General features: G+C 62.5%; 19 protein-coding genes and 1 tRNA gene. 13 read left to right on the forward strand and 7 right to left on the reverse strand.

Annotated features, from left to right (window positions below; translation table 11 throughout):
- Positions 1-303: 303 nt before the first annotated feature.
- Positions 304-540 (forward strand): hypothetical protein, encoded by a 237-nt coding sequence (locus tag DCC27_RS09050; protein ID WP_110101476.1) that lies wholly within the window; start codon positions 304-306, stop codon positions 538-540.
- Positions 541-981: 441 nt separating this feature from the next.
- On the opposite strand, the gene DCC27_RS09055 is transcribed toward DCC27_RS09050, so the two are convergent.
- Positions 982-1332, reverse strand: coding sequence for a PadR family transcriptional regulator (locus DCC27_RS09055; RefSeq protein ID WP_110099283.1), 351 nt, complete (start codon positions 1330-1332; stop codon positions 982-984).
- Positions 1333-1452: 120 nt separating this feature from the next.
- Here DCC27_RS09055 and DCC27_RS09060 point away from each other — a divergent pair, with 120 nt between their 5' ends.
- The 3 genes from DCC27_RS09060 (at position 1453) to DCC27_RS09070 (ending at position 3333) form a co-directional block, all read left to right on the forward strand.
- The gene (locus tag DCC27_RS09060) at positions 1453-1698 is read left to right on the forward strand and encodes a hypothetical protein (protein ID WP_148707532.1); all 246 of its coding nucleotides are present in this window, start codon (positions 1453-1455) and stop codon (positions 1696-1698) included.
- Positions 1699-2049 (forward strand): relaxase domain-containing protein, encoded by a 351-nt coding sequence (locus DCC27_RS09065; RefSeq protein WP_110099222.1) that lies wholly within the window; start codon positions 1699-1701, stop codon positions 2047-2049.
- 150 nt (positions 2050-2199) lie between these two features.
- On the forward strand, positions 2200-3333 hold the full coding sequence (locus DCC27_RS09070) for a hypothetical protein (protein ID WP_110099221.1): 1134 nt from the start codon (positions 2200-2202) through the stop codon (positions 3331-3333).
- A 4-nt stretch (positions 3334-3337) separates the two neighbouring features.
- Here DCC27_RS09070 and DCC27_RS09075 read toward each other — a convergent pair whose 3' ends face one another.
- From DCC27_RS09075 to DCC27_RS09090, 4 genes are all read right to left on the reverse strand, one after another.
- Positions 3338-3730 carry a hypothetical protein gene (locus DCC27_RS09075; RefSeq protein WP_110099220.1) on the reverse strand — a complete coding sequence of 131 codons (393 nt, stop codon included), beginning with the start codon at positions 3728-3730 and terminating at the stop codon, positions 3338-3340.
- Positions 3731-3739: 9 nt separating this feature from the next.
- Positions 3740-4012, reverse strand: coding sequence for a hypothetical protein (locus DCC27_RS09080; RefSeq protein WP_110099219.1), 273 nt, complete (start codon positions 4010-4012; stop codon positions 3740-3742).
- Positions 4013-4017: 5 nt separating this feature from the next.
- The gene (locus DCC27_RS09085) at positions 4018-4272 is read right to left on the reverse strand and encodes a hypothetical protein (RefSeq protein WP_246840080.1); all 255 of its coding nucleotides are present in this window, start codon (positions 4270-4272) and stop codon (positions 4018-4020) included.
- Positions 4273-4343: 71 nt separating this feature from the next.
- Positions 4344-4568, reverse strand: a complete 225-nt coding sequence (locus tag DCC27_RS09090) for a helix-turn-helix domain-containing protein (protein ID WP_110099218.1) — start codon at positions 4566-4568, stop codon at positions 4344-4346.
- 98 nt (positions 4569-4666) lie between these two features.
- Between DCC27_RS09090 and DCC27_RS12235 the strand changes: the two genes are divergently transcribed.
- Entirely contained in the window at positions 4667-5320 is a 654-nt protein-coding gene (locus DCC27_RS12235; protein ID WP_158278528.1) for a helix-turn-helix domain-containing protein, read from the forward strand.
- On the forward strand, positions 5317-6270 hold the full coding sequence (locus tag DCC27_RS09095; protein WP_158278527.1) for a site-specific integrase: 954 nt from the start codon (positions 5317-5319) through the stop codon (positions 6268-6270). The genes DCC27_RS12235 and DCC27_RS09095 overlap by 4 nt, the downstream gene beginning before the upstream one ends.
- A gap of 60 nt (positions 6271-6330) precedes the next feature.
- Here the strand turns inward: DCC27_RS09095 and DCC27_RS09100 are convergent, their stop codons facing one another.
- Both DCC27_RS09100 and DCC27_RS09105 read right to left on the reverse strand, forming a co-directional pair.
- Entirely contained in the window at positions 6331-6807 is a 477-nt protein-coding gene (locus DCC27_RS09100; RefSeq protein ID WP_110099215.1) for an HXXEE domain-containing protein, read from the reverse strand.
- Between the two features lie 198 nt (positions 6808-7005).
- Positions 7006-7089 (reverse strand) — tRNA-Leu (locus DCC27_RS09105).
- A gap of 329 nt (positions 7090-7418) precedes the next feature.
- Between DCC27_RS09105 and DCC27_RS09110 the strand changes: the two genes are divergently transcribed.
- The 7 genes from DCC27_RS09110 to pknB are packed head-to-tail and all read left to right on the forward strand — an operon-like array spanning position 7419 to position 16980.
- Entirely contained in the window at positions 7419-8171 is a 753-nt protein-coding gene (locus DCC27_RS09110) for a DUF3662 and FHA domain-containing protein (protein WP_110101499.1), read from the forward strand.
- Positions 8171-8677 carry an FHA domain-containing protein gene (locus DCC27_RS09115; RefSeq protein ID WP_110101473.1) on the forward strand — a complete coding sequence of 169 codons (507 nt, stop codon included), beginning with the start codon at positions 8171-8173 and terminating at the stop codon, positions 8675-8677. Before DCC27_RS09110 ends, DCC27_RS09115 begins: the two co-directional genes overlap by 1 nt.
- Positions 8678-8679: 2 nt before the next feature.
- Positions 8680-10191 carry a PP2C family serine/threonine-protein phosphatase gene (locus DCC27_RS09120; RefSeq protein ID WP_110099213.1) on the forward strand — a complete coding sequence of 504 codons (1512 nt, stop codon included), beginning with the start codon at positions 8680-8682 and terminating at the stop codon, positions 10189-10191.
- Positions 10188-11654, forward strand: coding sequence for an FtsW/RodA/SpoVE family cell cycle protein (locus tag DCC27_RS09125; protein WP_110099212.1), 1467 nt, complete (start codon positions 10188-10190; stop codon positions 11652-11654). Before DCC27_RS09120 ends, DCC27_RS09125 begins: the two co-directional genes overlap by 4 nt.
- Positions 11651-13117: a penicillin-binding transpeptidase domain-containing protein gene (locus DCC27_RS09130; RefSeq protein ID WP_110101472.1), complete on the forward strand. Its 1467-nt coding sequence runs from the start codon at positions 11651-11653 to the stop codon at positions 13115-13117. Before DCC27_RS09125 ends, DCC27_RS09130 begins: the two co-directional genes overlap by 4 nt.
- Complete coding sequence (locus tag DCC27_RS09135; RefSeq protein ID WP_110101471.1) at positions 13114-15039, forward strand: protein kinase; 1926 nt, start codon at positions 13114-13116, stop codon at positions 15037-15039. Before DCC27_RS09130 ends, DCC27_RS09135 begins: the two co-directional genes overlap by 4 nt.
- Before the next feature lie 30 nt (positions 15040-15069).
- Entirely contained in the window at positions 15070-16980 is a 1911-nt protein-coding gene (gene pknB, locus DCC27_RS09140; protein WP_168186111.1) for a Stk1 family PASTA domain-containing Ser/Thr kinase, read from the forward strand.
- Positions 16981-16996: the final 16 nt, after the last annotated feature.

Here is a 16996-nt window from a genome sequence, read left to right on the forward strand (position 1 = left end):
AGCCCACGCGTGGGACATCGCGTGAGTATCCGAGCACCCAGTGTCTTCGGCGGGGAAGAATTAAACGAAAAAGACCTCGGCCGGATCTCTTCTTTCCGGTCAGAGGCCTTTTCCCACGGTGCGCGAGGGGGACTTGATCTCTTGCCCCCGTCCGGGCAGGCACCGACCTCAAAGGGTGGAAACCCACATGAAATCAACGGCTTTCGGGGAGGAACCTGCGTTCGCGCACCTCCCGATACATGCGAAGACGTACTCGGTGCCCCATGTTTTGCCCCATGAACCCTGCGTTCAGGGATAGGCCGGATGTCACAACACGAGAAGGGCATCCGCATGGTCTCCGTCCTCAAGCTAGCGATGCCCCCGCTTGATCCGTTGCCCTTCGACGATCAGCCAGATGCCGACGGCGAGGAGCAGGCCGAACAGCAGCGCGCCGAGCAGGGGGCTGAGCACGGCGCCGATGTCCCACCCGGCAACACCGGTGAGCGGCGCGCTCTCTGCGGCGATCGTCGCAGTGCCCTCCGCGCTCACTATCTGCTCTGAGGTCACGATGACGGCGGGTGCGTTCAAAGCCCATGACACGAGACTTTCGACACCGACAAGCGTCACGACAGGCCAGGCAGCGGTACCGATGATGTGGTGTCGCTTCTGCCAGGTCTTGGAGTTCCAGAGGAGTACGACGCCTCCGATCCATCCGAGGAGCGGGAGGGAAACCGCCGAAGGTGACCAGGAACGCTGTCAGCCAGGTGTACCAGCCCGCATCGTGGGGTCGGTTTGCAACCTCTGCTCGTAGATCGGCGGTGACGTACTCCGGTGAACCGATCTGCTCGATCCTGCTTCGAACGGCCACGTCGTCCACTCCCTCGAACTCCTCGGTGATGCTTTCCAGCAGTGACGAGGCGGCTTCGAGGTCTGTACCTTCGAGCAGTCGCCTGACACGGCGCAGGTACCCCCTCGCGGTGGTGTCGAGTGTGGTCTGTGCGGTCATGACTGGTTCCCCTCTCTATCGGGCGTGATATGGCGTGTGACGGCGGGAACGAAGTGTGCCCACTGCTGACGGAAAGCATCCAGCGCCGCCTGCCCCGCGTCGGTCAGCTCGTAGTAGCGCCGAGTCCGCCCCTCATCAGAGAGCTGATCGAAGGTGGTGACGTAGTTGCTCTTACGAAGGCGGGTCAGCACCGGGTAGAGCGTCCCGATGCCGCCGATGATCTGACCCTCGTCCACGAGGAGTTGGGACAGCTCCCACCCATACATCGCGCGCTTGCTCAACAACCCGAGAACACACGCCTCGACAACGCCGCGCCGCAATTGCGCTCCGACATCCTCGATACTCATGCCAAGCACCATATCATGCACCACCTAATATCCTTCGACGATCTCATCGGTCCGACGTCGCACATCCACTGAGAACTCCGACGTTCTCACCGCATCTCTCCCGAATGGGCGTATTCTACCGTGGTAGATACACAGGTTTCCGTACTGGAAATATTGGTGGTGAGTGTCGTGCATGGTGGCGTGATCCCGTTCCGGGGAACCGGAGCTGACGGGCGCCGCTATGTCGAAGCAGACCGTTCCCGCGCCGATGACTACTACCTCGGCGCGGGAACCACGGTCGCTGAGTTCGCCGCGCTCGATGGCGCTGGCAACGTGACGGCCGAGCTGGGCCTTGACCCGGAGACGTATGCGGGTTGGGTGGACTGAGTGAACCCGGTCACGGCAGAGTCGATGGGGAGGCCGCGCCTGCCTGGAGAGGCTCGTCAAGGGTCGCCTCGGTTTATGGAGATGGTCGTGACCTCTCCGAAGTCGCTCTCCATCGCCGCCGCGCTCCACCCCGAGGTTTCCGAAGCTCTCGATCAGGCGCAACAGGGCGCGCTTTCCGAGATTCGATGCTGGCTCGCGCAGCACTCCGTCACCCGTGTTGGCCCGCGCGGACGTCAGGAGGTCGTGCCTATCGAGCACATGCAGGTCGTTGGCATCACGCCCCGGACTTCCCGTGCGGGTGATCCGCACCGCGACCGGCAGCGACGGCCCCCACCGGTGCCGGGGATCTGATCCAGACGCGCAAGAACAACACCAGCGTTGGGGTCGCGAACCGTCAGAACTGGATCGTGCAACACGTCGAAGACGACGGCACGCTCAGAGTGCGCGAGGCCGGGAGCGGGAGGAAGCGGCAGCGCACCCTGCGCATCCCCGGCCGAGTATGTGGCCGAGCACGCGCACCTGTCCTATGCGGCGACCGCCTACGGAGTCCAGGGCGCGACTGTGGCGGGGTCGCACACGCTTCTCACTGACGCCACCAGCGCCGCGAGCGTGTACGTCGGAATGACTCGCGGCCGCAAGCAGAACTTCCTGCACATCGTCGCCGAAAGCCAGGAGCAGGCGCGAGAACAGTTCATCGCGACGATGGAACGCGATCGCGCCGACCGAGGCCTCACCGACGCGACCGAACGCGCAGCGGAAGCTGTGCGAGGACTTGTGGAGGATGGGCCGGTGCGTCTCGTGCAGACCGAACGGGCACGCCTCACCCAGCTCATCGAACGCGCGGAACAGCACGCGGCCGTGTTCGAGGACGCCGCCGCGCGATTCGTCGAGCAGAAGCAAGCGCAGCACGTCGAAGCCGGGGAGCACGCCGAACTGGTCGTCCACGCGAAGGAGCTTGCGGCGCGCACCCGCCACACGGTCACGGCCGAGGTGGAAACGCGGGCGCGGGCGGACGGGCAAGAACTCGTAGAAGCTCGGGCGCATCTCCACACCGCCCGAGAAGAGGTGAGGGCGGCGAGGTTCGGGCGTAAGCGCACCGCCGCCCGGAACATCGACACCGCGAAAGAGTCGGTTGAGAAGATCGAGCAGCACATCACCCAGACCTGGGGCACCGCACCGTCTCTCTTGCGACCCGTCACCGAGTGGGCGCAGACCATCGCAACAGGACAGGCCGATGCCCATCCCGAGGTGCGGGCGGCTGAACAGGCCCTCAGCGAGGCGGAGGCCGCGAAGCGGCAGACCGCCGAGTGGCAGGCCGTTGAGCGGGATCGCCTCGCCGTCCAGGTCTACGGGGCGGAGCAGGCGCGGCAGATGCGAGGCACGTTCCGCATCCCCAACCCGACAGCCGACGCCGAACGCGCCAGGAAGCGCGCCGCCACAGGGCGGCGCATCATTGCTGAACTGTATGCGCGCCCCGTCGCGGAGGCCGCTGAATGGCTCATTCAACGACGCGAGCAGCAGCGAGCCGAGCATGAGGCTCTGCAAGCCCGCCAGGAAGGCTTGGCGCGCCGCAGTGCTGGCCTGACAAGGACTGGCCCGGATCAGCAGCCAGGGGCACTGGGCATCGGATGGTGAAGCCTCAGACGGTCCGCACAGTCGGGAGGGTACGCAGCGCGAGCGCCTGGCTACCTGCGAAGAGCGCGATATCGACCACGACGGCCAGAACCCCGACCACCGCGAGCAGCGTTCCCGCCGCCATCACGCACACCGCGACCAGAAGTGCGGCGAGGATGTTCACGCCCATCACCATGCGCAGCGCGGTCTGGATGCGCAGCTTCAGCAGCATCCACAGCACGAGGCCCGCCCACAGCACGACCGTGACACCCGCAGCCGCGATCAGCAGTTGCGGCAACGCGACGACCTCGGCGATGGGCGCAGCGAAGAGCGCGACGGACGCGCCAAGGAGCGTGCAGTAAATCGCGTCAAGGCGGAGGCTCCACCTACCGAGCTTGTGCCCGTTGATCCGTTTCATGCCGTCCTCCTACGCGCTGGCGCTGTAGCGCTGGCGGGCGGCCTCGCCGCTGGTGCCGATTGCCTCACCGACCTCGCGCCACGACAGCCGCTTCTCCCGCGCCGCACGCACTGCGTCGGCCAGTTCACGCTCGGCAGTGTCGCGTCGCCAGGCGGCGAGCTTGACGGCCATGACGGGCGAGATCGGGGCGTCCTTATCGCCGGGCTTGGGGTCGTAGTTCTCGAAGGCGTCCGCGAACTCGTCGGCGCGGGCCTTGATGTCTTCGATAGAGCGTGGAGCCATGATGTTCACCTCAGATACTTGGGTCGGGCCGGACGCATCGCGTGCGCGATCGCGATGATGCCGTGCCATTCGATGACGCCGACTTCAACCAGGGTGCCGGTCTCGTCGGGGCCGATGAACATGGTCATCGCGTCGTCTTGCACGAAGTGCCGGACAGGGAAACGGAGCGCATGAAGCATCGCCGCATCCGAGACGCCGTGCCGGTGGGCACTGTCCAGGATGAGCGGTTCCGACTCCATGCTCACAAGTTTACTTGCCACAAGTTATCTTGCCAAGCGGGGCAACAAAGACTTGCGCGGGGGTGCCGAATCGGCACCGCCGTATCCGAGTGTCAGGACTCGCCGGTATCGGTCACGGCATCTGCGAAGAGGGCGAGGAACTTCTCGCGGGGGATCACGATGCGCCGCCCGAGCTTGACATGCGGGATCGTGCCCTCGTTGATGCTCGTGGTGTTCGTGCGGGGATCGACGCCGAGCGCTTCGGCGGCTTCCTTGCTGGTGATGACGAGGCTGCGCCGTTTGCGGAGGTCGTCCATATCGAGGGTGCTCTGCCACATGTCGCACCGTCCGTTCGTGTCAGCGCCGAGAAATGTGGTTCATCCCACCGTAGAGAATCGCACTTGTACTGTCAAGCATTGCGTTGTAGTTTTCTACTATGGAAACAGAGAGGGTGCGGGGCAACCCCGCAGGCATCACGAACACGCACGTCGCTCAGAACATCCGCGCGGCACGTCAAGCGATCGGCATGGACTTGCGCACCATGTCCGACGGGCTGAAAGCCGCCGGGCGCAAGCTCTCGACTTCGGGGATCAGCAAGCTGGAGGCCGGGGATCGCCGCGTGGACGTGGACGACCTCACCGTGATCGCCTACCTGCTACGCACCACCCCCGCAGCCCTCCTGACCCCACCGGAGGAGCAGACGACACTCACCGGGGTGCCGGAGGGGTATGAGCCGGAAGAGATCGACAGGTGGATACGCGGGGAACTCGTCCTCACCGATGAGGGACTGTTCAACTACTGGCAGCAGGAATGGGTGGTCTGCACCGACCGCATCCACCACCTCGAAACCACCCTCGCGGGCATGACCGCTCCAAGCAAGGACGACCCCGAGAAGACCAGCGCGCACCCGAAGACCATCGCCGCCTACCAGGAACGCCTGGATCACGCGCGGGCACGCGCGCGCGTGATCCAGGAGCGCGGCGTGCAGGTCGATCCGGAGGGGCGCGTGTTCAACGCCGCCGACTACATCGAGAACTATGGGAATACTCACCGGCCTGGCAAGACCACGGCGAGGAGCATGCTGTCATGACCAGGAAACAACAGCCCGCGGAGCAGGGTGGCGGGGGTGAGAAGCAGCAGCGGCGCTCCCGTTCCCGGCAGCCGGGCTCGATCCAGGCCTACGACACCGACACGGGGATCGCCCGCCACTACCGCGACCTAGAAGACCACGGCCGCAACGACGAATACGGCAAAGGACAGCCGCTCTCGGCGAACTCAGTTCACAAGGTGCATGTCGTGCTCGGTGCGATCCTCGATGCCACGATTGACGACGGGCACCTGACCGTGAACCCGGCGAAGAAGAAGCGCACCGTGAAGCCCCCGAAGTCCAGCGACGTGCGGGCACAGAAACCCGAGATCGCGACCTGGACGGCCGAGCAGTTGCAGACCTTCCTCACCTGGAACCGCGACACCCTCGAAGACGAACTGTTCCCGCTGTGGCGACTCATCGCCTACACCGGCATGCGCAGATCAGAAGCCCTCGCGCTCCGATGGTCGGATATCAACACAAAGACGATGCGGGTCAGCATCCGCCGCGCCGTCGACACCGACGACTGGACGAAGACGAAGACCACCAAGACCGGGCAAGCCCGCGTCATCGACATCGACGCCGAAACCCTCAAGGTGCTCGCCTCCTACAAGGTCGCACGAGCCGAGGTGTCGTTCGAGCTGGCGAAAGCCGACGCCTACATCTTCGGCGACGATGATGGGAAGCTTCGCTCGCCCGACGCGATGACCAGCCGCTGGGATCGCCGCTTGAAGTGGGCGACTGAGAAGTTCGACTCTCTGCACCGGGTGACGATCAAGGGACTGCGTCACACCCACGCGACCCTGCTGCTCGAACTTGGCGAGCACCCCAAGGTCGTGCAAGAGTGGTTGGGTCACTCCACGATCACTACGACGATGAACATCTACTCCCACGTCACCCCGACCATGCAGCGGTCGGCAGTAGACCGCTTCGCCGCACACCTGGGTTCGTAACCGACGCCGTAACCCAGTAAGCAGACAACTCGGAGCTCTCTGCGTTCGGGCCAATGAGGTCTAGCTTCTCCGAATCAACATGCGCGCGAGTGCCTGGCACCCCAGCGCAGCAGGGAGCAGGAGCGCAGCCCCGACAGCGTAGTCTTTCGCGCGAAGTGGCCCGCCGAAGTCGCGAAGCTCCCGACGAGCGGACTCGGCACCGGGCAGCATGACCGGAAGCGCGGTTGCAACGCCAGCCGTGTACCGACGTTGCAGCACCGAAGCCAACAGATGCGTACCAACGTGTGCCTGAAGTCCCGCCACCATCGCCCGATAGAACCGCGAGCGGCCATTCGATACCGCGCCCCGGCGACAGGCAAGAGCGACAAGAACTCCCATCAGGCCAACAGCCAGCCATGACTGACGCTGATCCATGCGCAACGCCTCGATACCAGTCCGATCAGCCAGGGCATCGCAGGTGCTCGGAAAAGCCACCGCCTCCTCGACATCGTGAACAGCCCACGCGATGAAGAGATGAGCGGGGCCACGGGCGTGCATGCCATAACGCTACCACGAACGCTGCTTCGAGACCGTTGCGGCGCACACGCCCCCGAGGGTAAGGCAACATCGAGCCCCGCACAGAAGCCTCGGTGATTGGCCTGGTATGGCAGCCATTAGCACTTTTTCTAGCACTTCCGACGCAAATGACCCCCAACCTGAGAGATAAAATCCCAGGTCAGAGGCCTTTTCTCACGGTGCGCGAGGGGGGACTTGAACCCCCACGATCTTGCGATCACTGGCACCTGAAGCCAGCGCGTCTACCAATTCCGCCACTCGCGCAAATCATGGTACTGTTCCACAGCGAGTCACCACCGTGGGTTGCACAGCGAAAACTATCATAATCATAGGGAGCTCGATTCACCTAATCGTGAAGCCTTTCGTAGAGAAGCATCACAACTGAGCCACGTTTTTCTCGCATTTCCGCTTGAAAACAGGGTGTATGGTCGAGGAAGTTGTGACCCGTGTAGCCCAAAGATACGCAAGGGCATTACACTTTAGTACTCTGACGTGAGGAGAGAACACCTCCTCGGCCTGTTAGGTCATGTCCGAGGTGTGTTCATGTTCATCTCCTAAAATTGACCCATAATATTGACGAAGGGGGTGCCTCGGTGGGAGTACTCGACAATCTCGAACGCGGCCTCGAACGTGCCGTGCGAACGGTCTTCACCGCCGGTGGCGCTCGTAAGGTCAAGCCCGTTGAGATCGCTAACGCGCTACGATTGCACTTGGATCGCGAATCCATCTCACTACACGAGGGCCGGACTCTGGTGCCCAATGTCTTTTCGATCTCGTTCTCACCCCAGAACTTTGAACAGATTCGACACTGGGGTTCAGCATTGGCTGAAGAGCTCTGCGATGAGGTCATCCGTCACTCTTCCGAGCAGGGCTATACGCTCCAGGGGCCGGTGCGTGTGACCTTCCTGGAAGATCAGAACGTCTCCCGCGGTGATATCTCGATCGAATCCGAAACGCAGGCCGCGCAGTCCACCCCAGCACCGGCACCGCGACAACAACAACGCGCCCGGCAACCAGCGCCTGTTGCGCCCACCCAACTCCAACCGGTTCTCGAAATTGACGGGACCACCTACTCCTTCACGTCTCCGTCTATCGTGATTGGTCGCTCGTCCGAGGCTGATATCACGATCCAAGATCCCGGGATTTCTCGTCGCCACCTGGAGGTGCGCGTGCACGGAGACAGCGTAACCGCCGTCGACCTGGGCTCCACCAACGGCTTTTATATCAACGGGCAGAAGGCCCGAGGCTCGGCCGTCTTGCGCCACGGGGATACCGTGACCGCCGGACGCACTCGGATGACCTTCCGGATGGTGCCGAAACAACAGTCCCGGCAGGGAGGGTTTTAATGAGCGAACTCGCCGTCGCTGCCCTTCGTTTGGGTCTGCTGGCCGCCCTATGGGTGTTGATCATTGCCATCGTCGCCTCGCAGGGCCGAGATTTGATGGTGGGCCGTCGTAATAAAGTCCGGGGACAACAGGCCGATGCGATTGCCGTCTCCCCCGACGGAGCCCCGGCCAGCCAAGGACCCCGCGCTGATGCCCCGAGCGCCCCTCCACGCGCTTTGGCCACCCAGTTGGTAGTCACCGAAGGGCCCCTGTCCGGACATATCGTGGATCTACAGGGCGCGCCACTGATGATGGGGCGCGCCGCCGAATGCGACCTGGTGCTGGATGATGATTATGTCTCCGGGCGCCATGCTCGCCTGTTCCCGCAGGGTACCCGCTGGTTCCTCGAAGACCTCGGATCCACCAATGGCACCTATATCAACGGCGCGCAACTGGCGCGAACCCTCGCTGTGGAGCCCGGCACCCCGATTCGCATCGGTAAAACCGTGCTGGAGCTGAGGCAATAACAATGGCTTTAATGCTGAATTTTGCCGCCCGATCCGATGTGGGTAGAGTCCGCGCCAAGAACGATGACTCAGCCTATGTGGGTCGTTACTTCGCGGTGGTCGCCGATGGAATGGGCGGACACGTCGGGGGCGATGTCGCCTCTGCCTCAACCGTGCTGGATTTGGCACCATTGGATCGGCCCGATCAGCAAGACCCCGAGAATGTGCTGGCCGATGAAATTCAATCCGCCAACCTGATTCTCAACGACCTGGTCAATACCAACCCCAAACTGGCGGGAATGGGTACCACCTGCACCGCTTTACTGGTCGATCACGACCAGTTGCACATGGCTCACATTGGTGACTCTCGGGCCTATCGCCTGAAAAACGACACCTTTGAGCAAATCAGTAAAGACCACACCTTCGTCCAGCGGCTGATCGATGAAGGCCGTCTCGACCCGGCCGATGCCGAATCTCACCCGCATAAAAACGTGTTGATGCGCGTGCTCGGCGACGTTGATGCCTCCCCCGAACTGGATGTGTCCACCTTTGCTGCCCAGCCCGGCGAACGCTGGCTGTTGTGCTCCGACGGACTCAACGCCGTGGTGGCCGACAACATCATCGAAGAAAAACTACGTTCGGCCGACGACATTGAGCAGGCGGTCGAGGAATTGGTCGACCTGACCTTGGCCGGAGGATCTCCCGATAACGTCACCGTCGTGATCTTCGAAACCGTGCCCGAGGATGAGACCAGCCGTCTGGCCCCGGTGGAAGAAGACACTACCGAGCTGACCCGTTCCGCCCGGGAGATCTCCGAATCCGACCCCCAATCCCCGGTTTCTGCGGCGCTATTACGTCACGATTTGGGCAAACGTCCGCACCTGCTGGTTGGTGCCGCCGCGCTGGCCACCGACACCGACCAGATTCCGATCGTGACCCGCTCATCCTCGGCCAAACGAGCCGCCGCGCTGTTGCACGGCACCCCGCAGGCCCTGGATGCCCCACGAGCTGAGAAGACGTACCAGCCGATCCCCTACCGCACGCTGAATGGCACCTCCGAAGACTTCTCCGACGATACCGACACCTCGCGCCCGCGCGGACGCAACTGGCCATTGATCGCAGCATTGCTCACCATCGTGGTGCTCATTGTCGGTGGCGGGATCGCCGGCTACTTGTGGTCCCAGAACCAGTACTACGTCGGTGTTGATGGCGACCACGTGGCCGTATACCGTGGTGTCGCCCAGGATCTGGGCCCGATCGAGCTCTCCCAGGTCGAAGAAACCACCGATATCCCCCTAGACCGACTCCCCGGCTACACCCGGCAACGGGTCGAGTCCGGGCTGACCGCCCAGGATCTCAACCACGCCCACGATATTTTGGAAGATCTGCGCAGCTCCATGATCCCTGAAGCACCGCCGGTGGAGTTGCCCTCCCCCCAACCGACCGACCCCGATATTCCCGAGGTCAGCAATTCTCGCGCATCGGGTGCCGTCGCTGGCGCCACCGGCGGAGCGATTGGAGGTACCGGATCATGACCGTCGTCTCCCCCTCCCGTCCCCGCCGGGCCACCGAGCTGCTGCTGATCATCCTGGCCCTAGCCATCGGCATCGCCGCTAACGTACTGGCCGGTATCGGCATGGAAACCCCGATCACCAACGACTACTGGATCCAGGCCGGGGTGATGACCGTGTTGGCCTTCGCCTTCCATGTCGTGTTGCGCGTCAAAGCGCGCTACGCTGACCCCTACATTCTGCCGATCGTGCTGACCCTGAACGGTCTGGGGATCGCGATGATCCACCGGTTGGACCTGGCCAAAGACCCCCAAACCCACTTCGCCAGTTCCCAGCTGGTCTGGACCACCTTGGCGATGGTGATCGCCATGGGCATTCTGTGGTTCCTCAACGATCACCGCAGACTACGCAACTGGACCTACCTGTTCTTGGTTGCCTCCGGTGTGATGCTGGTGTTGCCACTGATCCCCGGGCTCGGCATGGAGATCAACGGTGCCCGCATTTGGGTCAACCTCGGCATCGGTCAATTCCAGCCCGGTGAAATCGCCAAGATCACCCTGGCCATCTTCTTCGCCGGCTACCTCTCGGCCAACCGCGACTTGATCCTGTTGGCCGGGAAGAAAATCGGTCCCATGGCATTCCCACGCGTGCGCGACCTGGCCCCGCTGGTCGTTGCCTGGCTGATCTCGATGGGCGTGCTGATCTTCCAGCGCGACCTGGGTTCAGCGGTTTTGTTCTTCGGCCTCTTTCTGGCCATGATCTACCTGGCCACCTCCCGGCTGTCCTGGATCATCCTCGGTCTGCTCGCGGTGGCAATCGGCGGTACCTTCGCCGTCTCGACTTTCGACCACGTCCAAGCCCGCATCAACGGCTGGCTGAACGCCTTCGACCCCGAGGTCATCAACGCCCAGGGAGGCTCCCACCAGGTGGTGCAGGGCCTGTTCGGGTTGGCCTCCGGGGGTCTGCTAGGCACCGGACTGGGTGGCGGTCGGCCGGACCTGGTGTATGCGGCCAACTCGGATATGATTATCGCCAGCTTCGGTGAAGAAGTCGGCTTTGTCGGTCTGGCCGCCATTATCCTGCTCTTTGTGTTGCTAATAACCCGGTTCATCCGCGCTGCTCTGGGCGCCCGCGACTCCTTCGGAAAACTGTTGGCCGCCGGGTTGGCGGTCTCCATCGGGATCCAGTGCTTCGTGGTGATGGGCGGAGTCTTACGCGTCATTCCGCTCACCGGCCTGACCACACCCTTCATGGCCGCCGGTGGTACCTCAATTCTGGCCAACTGGATCATTGTGGCCCTGGTGCTGATGGTCTCCCATGCGGCCCGGCGCCCAATCATCGTCGGCCCCATGGTCAACGCCTCCGGAGACGGATCCGGTACCGGTGACCGCGCCCATGCCGAAGGTGCTACGCCGAGCACCCCACAGTCGGTCAGCACCCAGCCGTCCAGCACCCCTCCGGCCACCGCTGGTGGTGGTCACCAGTGAACCAATCAATCCGTCACGCCTGGATGGTGTTGGTGGCCATGTTCGTGGTGCTGTTGGCTGCCGCCAGCTATGTGCAAGTCATTGGCGCCCAAGAGTTGAACAACAATGAAGCCAATACGCGCCAGCTGTACCAGCAATTTGGCTCCAACCGTGGCCCGATTCTGGTCGATGGCGAACCTATTGCTGAATCGGTCCCGGCCGACTCAGATAACTTTGACTACCAGCGCGTCTACCACGAGCCCGAAAAGTACTCGGGCCTGACCGGCTTCTACTCACTGACCTACGGGGCCACCGGACTGGAAAATAAACTGAATGCCGAACTGTCTGGAACCGCCGACGGGATGATTGCTGACCGGCTGAACAACTTGTTGACCGGTGGCGAGCAACGTGGCGCCCAGGTCGAGCTCACCATTGACCCACAGATGCAAGAGATCGCCTATTCGGTGCTTCCCGACGGGATTAAATCCTCGGTGGTGATCTCCGATCCGGCCACCGGCGACGTTCTGGCCATGGCTTCCAAGCCCAGCTACGACACCAACCTGCTGGCCACCCATTCCGGTGCTGAAGCACGGCAGAATATGGAAGAGATCACCTCCCAAGAAGGGCTCTCCCCCTATCGCACCGCCGCCACCCAAGAGGCGGTGGCACCGGGCTCCACCTTTAAGCTGATCCAGGCCTCGGCCATGCTCGAGTCCGGCGACTACGATCCCGATACCACCTTAGATCTGCCAAACTCCATTACGCTGCCACAGACCGACGGTCTGCAGTTGCGCAACTTCGAAGGTGGCCTCTGCAGTAGTCCTAACCAGGCTGATTTCCGCTATATCTTCGCTCAGTCCTGTAACACTCCGTTCGCCACCGCGGCCATGGAGATGGGACAGGAACCGATTGTGGAGATGGCAGAGGCCTTCGGCTTCAACGACACCTTTGACATGCCACTAACGGCGACTAATTCCAGCTTCCCCACCGAGCAGTTACCCGACGCCACCCTGGCCCAGTCGATTCTGGGTGCGGTGGATGTCCGCGCCACCGCTTTGCAGATGAACATGGTGGCCGCCGGTATTGCAAACGACGGCACACTGATGAAACCCCAGCTGATCGATACGGTGCGCGGTCCCGATCTGAACTTGCTGGAGGACCCCGAACCCGAGGTCTACTCCGAGCCGATCAGTGCCGAGACCGCCAACGAGCTCACCGGCATGATGCAGGAAGCCGTGCAATCTGGTACCGCGATCTCGTCCCGATCCAATCAGGTTGATATTGCAGCCAAGACCGGTACCGGTCAGATCTCAGACTCCACCGGTGCCGATACCACAGTGCACTCCTGGATCACCGGCTTTGCTCCGGCCGATGATCCCCAGGTGGCGGTCACGCTGGTTTACGAAGACGTTCCATATGACACGGGGCACCAACTGACGGTAGATAATATGAAGAAGATCATGGAGGCGGTGGTCGAGCAGTGAGACCAACATCCGGGATGACGCTGGGCGGGCGCTACCAGCTCACCGATCGCATCGCCATTGGCGGTATGGGTGAAGTATGGAAGGCTCGCGATACGGTATTGGGTCGCATTACCGCGATCAAAATCCTCAAAGAGGAATATACCGGTGATACCAATTTCCTACGCCGGTTCCGTGCCGAGGCACAGCACACCGCGCTACTGAACCACCCCGGGGTGGCCAATGTCTTCGACTATGGGGAAGAAGAGGGCTGTGGCTACCTGGTCATGGAGCTCGTTGATGGCCCACCGCTGAGCGCCATCTTGGAGAAGGAAAAGGTCCTCTCCGCCGATCGGACCCTGACCATCATTGCCCAGACCGCCCGGGCACTGTCTGCCGCTCACGCCCAAGGTCTGGTCCACCGTGACGTTAAACCCGGCAACCTGTTGATCACCGCCAATGACCGGGTGAAAGTCACCGACTTCGGCATCGCTCGCCTGGCCGACCAAGTCCCGCTGACCGCCACCGGCCAGGTCATGGGTACCGCCCAATACCTGGCCCCGGAACAGGCCACCGGCCAGCAAGCCACCGGATCCTCCGACATCTACTCGCTGGGGATTATCGCCTATGAGTGCCTAGCTGGGCACCGCCCCTTCACCGGCGAATCCCAGATCGCCATCGCCCTAGCCCAGGTCAACGACGCCCCGCCGGAATTGCCGGAGTCCATTCCGGAACCGGTCCGCGCGCTGGTGATGTCGATGCTGTCCAAGGAACCCGAAGACCGGCCCCAAGACGCCAATGCCCTGGCCACCGCAGCCGAAGCACTGCATCGTGATGACACTGACGCCGCCGTCGGTGCGGTGCCGGGGATGATTCCCTTCCTGTCCGGCTCCGCCGCAACCGGTGGCGACGAAGATACCGCCACCCAGGCCATACAGACTCAAGCCATCGACACCCGTGGTGAACGCACCCAGGCTCTGGCAGCCGAGCAGACCAACCCAGCCACCGCCGCCTTGCCGCTGACCGGGGCCGGGGAAGGAACCCTGGACGAGGACGCTGAGCCCGGCCACGAACCACTCAGTGTGGACGAAACAGGCGAAGGTGACTCCGACTCACCGGGCAAACGCAAGCGTAGCCCCTGGACCTGGCCACTGATCGGGTTGATCATTTTGGTGCTGTTCACCGTGATCGGAATGTGGATCTCCTCGGTACTGAATAACGACGAGGAGCCCGATCCCGAGCCCACCGAATCCGCTTCGGAAGCCTCCGTGGAGGTCAATGCCGACGACTACGTCGGCCGTCAGGTTGACGAGGTCGAAGAAGAACTGACGGATTTGGGCTTTGAGGTCACTACGCAGGAGCGCGAAGATAGTGCTCCAGCCGGTGAGGTGCTCTCGCTGAACCCCACCGGAACGGTGGCCGAGGGGAGCGAAATTACCGTGAACTACTCGAATGGTCAAGGTGGCCAGCAGCAGAACCCCGGCACCCAACAGCAACAACAGCAACAGCAGGCACCGCCACAGAACCAGCAGCAGCCCCAGCAAACCCAACAACAGCAACAGGCACCGCCGCAGAACCAGCAGCAACAACGCCGGCAACAAACCCACCAACCACGACCCCAACAGACCCAGCAGGACCAACCGGAACCCACCCAGCAACCGGAGCCAACTCAGCAACAGCAGACCCCGGACGAACAGCCCGGCAACGGTCAGGGCAATGGTCAGGGCAACGGCCAGGCCAACGGTGGTGGCCAAACCCAGCAGGGTGGCCAACAAAACCCGGGTCAGACAGCGACCAACGGGCAGGGTGAGCAGAACGGTAACGCGCAGTCTCAGCGCAACGCCGAACTTCACGACCAGGCACCGCAGAACCGTTCCGAACAAAATCACCGGGAGACCTCCAGCCACGAAAACCGGTACTCACACGACAATTCCCTGCTCGCCTAGCGGTTCGGCCGTCCTGATAGGATTCTCCACGTGTCAGAACAGCAAGTACTCAACAATCGGTATGAGATCGGCGAGCTCATCGGTCGCGGCGGAATGGCCGACGTCTACCTGGGCCACGATCAACGCTTAGGTCGCCAGGTGGCGATCAAGATGATGCGCCCGGATCTGGCACGCGACCCCCAATTTCAGACCCGGTTCCAACGCGAGGCCCACTCCTCGGCTGCCCTGAATCACCCGAATATCGTGGCAGTGTTCGACACCGGAGAAGAGCGCCTGCCCGATACCGATCACACCGGGGTATCCTGCCCCTTTATGATCATGGAGTACGTCTCCGGCTCCACCTTACGCACCTTGTTGCGCTCCAGTGAGGTCAGCATCGATGACGCGGTGCATTGGATGTCAGGAGTTCTGGCTGCGCTGAACTACTCGCACGAACACGACATCGTGCACCGCGACATTAAACCGGCCAACGTGATGGTCACCGAGACCGGCGATGTGAAGGTCATGGACTTCGGGATCGCCCGAGCCCTGTCAGATTCCTCCACGACCATGACGCAGACCCAAGCGGTCGTCGGCACCGCCCAGTACCTCTCCCCCGAGCAGGCTCGCGGCGAGCAGGTCGATTACCGCTCCGATCTGTACTCGGCCGGTTGTGTGCTGTTCGAACTGGTTACCGGCCGTCCCCCGTTCGTGGGCGAATCACCGGTCTCGGTGGCCTATCAGCACGTGCGGGAAGACCCCCCGATGGCCTCGACCATCAACCCAGACGTGACCCCGGCCCTGGAAGCGGTGATCACCAAAGCCCTGTCGAAAGATCCCGATGATCGGTTCGATACCGGTGCCGACTTCGCCCAAGCCTTGGAAAATGCCCACTACCACGGCATCTTCCCCGATCACGACGAAGAAGCCACGACCCAGCACACCACGGTGCTACCGGCTGCCGTCCCGATGGCCGGCCCCGGGTCGGAGGCCGAGGCCACCCAGGCATTCTCCACCGTCTCGGCCACCGAATCCGAGCAGGACCCCCTGGATCCCTTTGCCCCGAACCACGACGACGAGGGCTACGTGGTCGAAGATCTCGACGAGCCCCAACCGCGCAAGAAGAAAAAATCTACCGCGTGGATCTGGATCGTGGTCCTGTTGCTCTTGTCCGGTGCCGGCGTGGCCGGCTGGTGGTTCTATCAAGACTGGCAGCAACAACAGATTGAACAATCTCAGGTCACCGTGCCGGACGTGGCCGGGATGTCGCAGACCGATGCCCAAAATGCATTGACCACCGCCGGATTGCGTCCGGTGATTGAGAACGTCCACGACGACGAAATTGCCGCCGATATTGCGGTGGGCACCGACCCGGCTGCCGGCGAGACGCTGCAGGAATATGATGAGATCACCTTGAAGATCTCGATGGGTCCCGAAGAGGTCGTCTTGCCCGAGGATTTGGCTGGTGCCTCTGAGGCGACCGTGCGCGATACGCTGGAAGGTCTGGGCCTGCGGGTCGACGATATCAACTACGTCAATTCGGCCACGGTGGATCGTGACCGACTGGTCAATACCAACCCGGAGCTGGGTTCAACGGTCTCCTATGGGGCAACGATTTCGTTGCAGATGTCCAACGGTCAGGTCGAAGTGCCCGATGTGATCGGCAGATCTCAGGCCGATGCCGTCCAGGCCCTGGAAGCTGATGGTGTGGGACTGTCGGCCAATGTGGAGACCGAAGAGACCGATGAAGCCCAACCCGATACGGTCATCAAACAGTCGGTGACCGGTGGCAACACCGTCGATCAGGGCTCCACCATTACCATCACGGTGGCCATTGAACCACCAGAACCCACCCCGACCGACGAGCAGACCACAGCCGAGCCCTCGCCGGAGGAAGATACCACCAGTCCGGAGGAGTCCGAGCCGGAGGAGACCACATCCACACCGGAGGACGAGAACTAACCCGCAATGCCCGGCA

Source organism: Auritidibacter sp. NML130574, from assembly GCF_003185725.2.
Lineage (GTDB): Bacteria > Actinomycetota > Actinomycetes > Actinomycetales > Micrococcaceae > Auritidibacter > Auritidibacter ignavus.

Coding starts and splice junctions, on each gene's coding strand:
- DCC27_RS09125 (WP_110099212.1), top strand. CDS start 10,188: ATGACCGTCGTCTCCCCCTCCCGTCCCCGCCGGGCCACCGAGCTGCTG.
- DCC27_RS09055 (WP_110099283.1), bottom strand. CDS start 1,332: ATGAGTATCGAGGATGTCGGAGCGCAATTGCGGCGCGGCGTTGTCGAG.
- DCC27_RS09095 (WP_158278527.1), top strand. CDS start 5,317: ATGACCAGGAAACAACAGCCCGCGGAGCAGGGTGGCGGGGGTGAGAAG.
- DCC27_RS09100 (WP_110099215.1), bottom strand. CDS start 6,807: ATGCACGCCCGTGGCCCCGCTCATCTCTTCATCGCGTGGGCTGTTCAC.
- DCC27_RS09090 (WP_110099218.1), bottom strand. CDS start 4,568: ATGTGGCAGAGCACCCTCGATATGGACGACCTCCGCAAACGGCGCAGC.
- DCC27_RS09120 (WP_110099213.1), top strand. CDS start 8,680: ATGGCTTTAATGCTGAATTTTGCCGCCCGATCCGATGTGGGTAGAGTC.
- DCC27_RS09080 (WP_110099219.1), bottom strand. CDS start 4,012: ATGGCTCCACGCTCTATCGAAGACATCAAGGCCCGCGCCGACGAGTTC.
- DCC27_RS09050 (WP_110101476.1), top strand. CDS start 304: ATGTCACAACACGAGAAGGGCATCCGCATGGTCTCCGTCCTCAAGCTA.
- DCC27_RS09115 (WP_110101473.1), top strand. CDS start 8,171: ATGAGCGAACTCGCCGTCGCTGCCCTTCGTTTGGGTCTGCTGGCCGCC.
- DCC27_RS09075 (WP_110099220.1), bottom strand. CDS start 3,730: ATGAAACGGATCAACGGGCACAAGCTCGGTAGGTGGAGCCTCCGCCTT.
- DCC27_RS12235 (WP_158278528.1), top strand. CDS start 4,667: ATGGAAACAGAGAGGGTGCGGGGCAACCCCGCAGGCATCACGAACACG.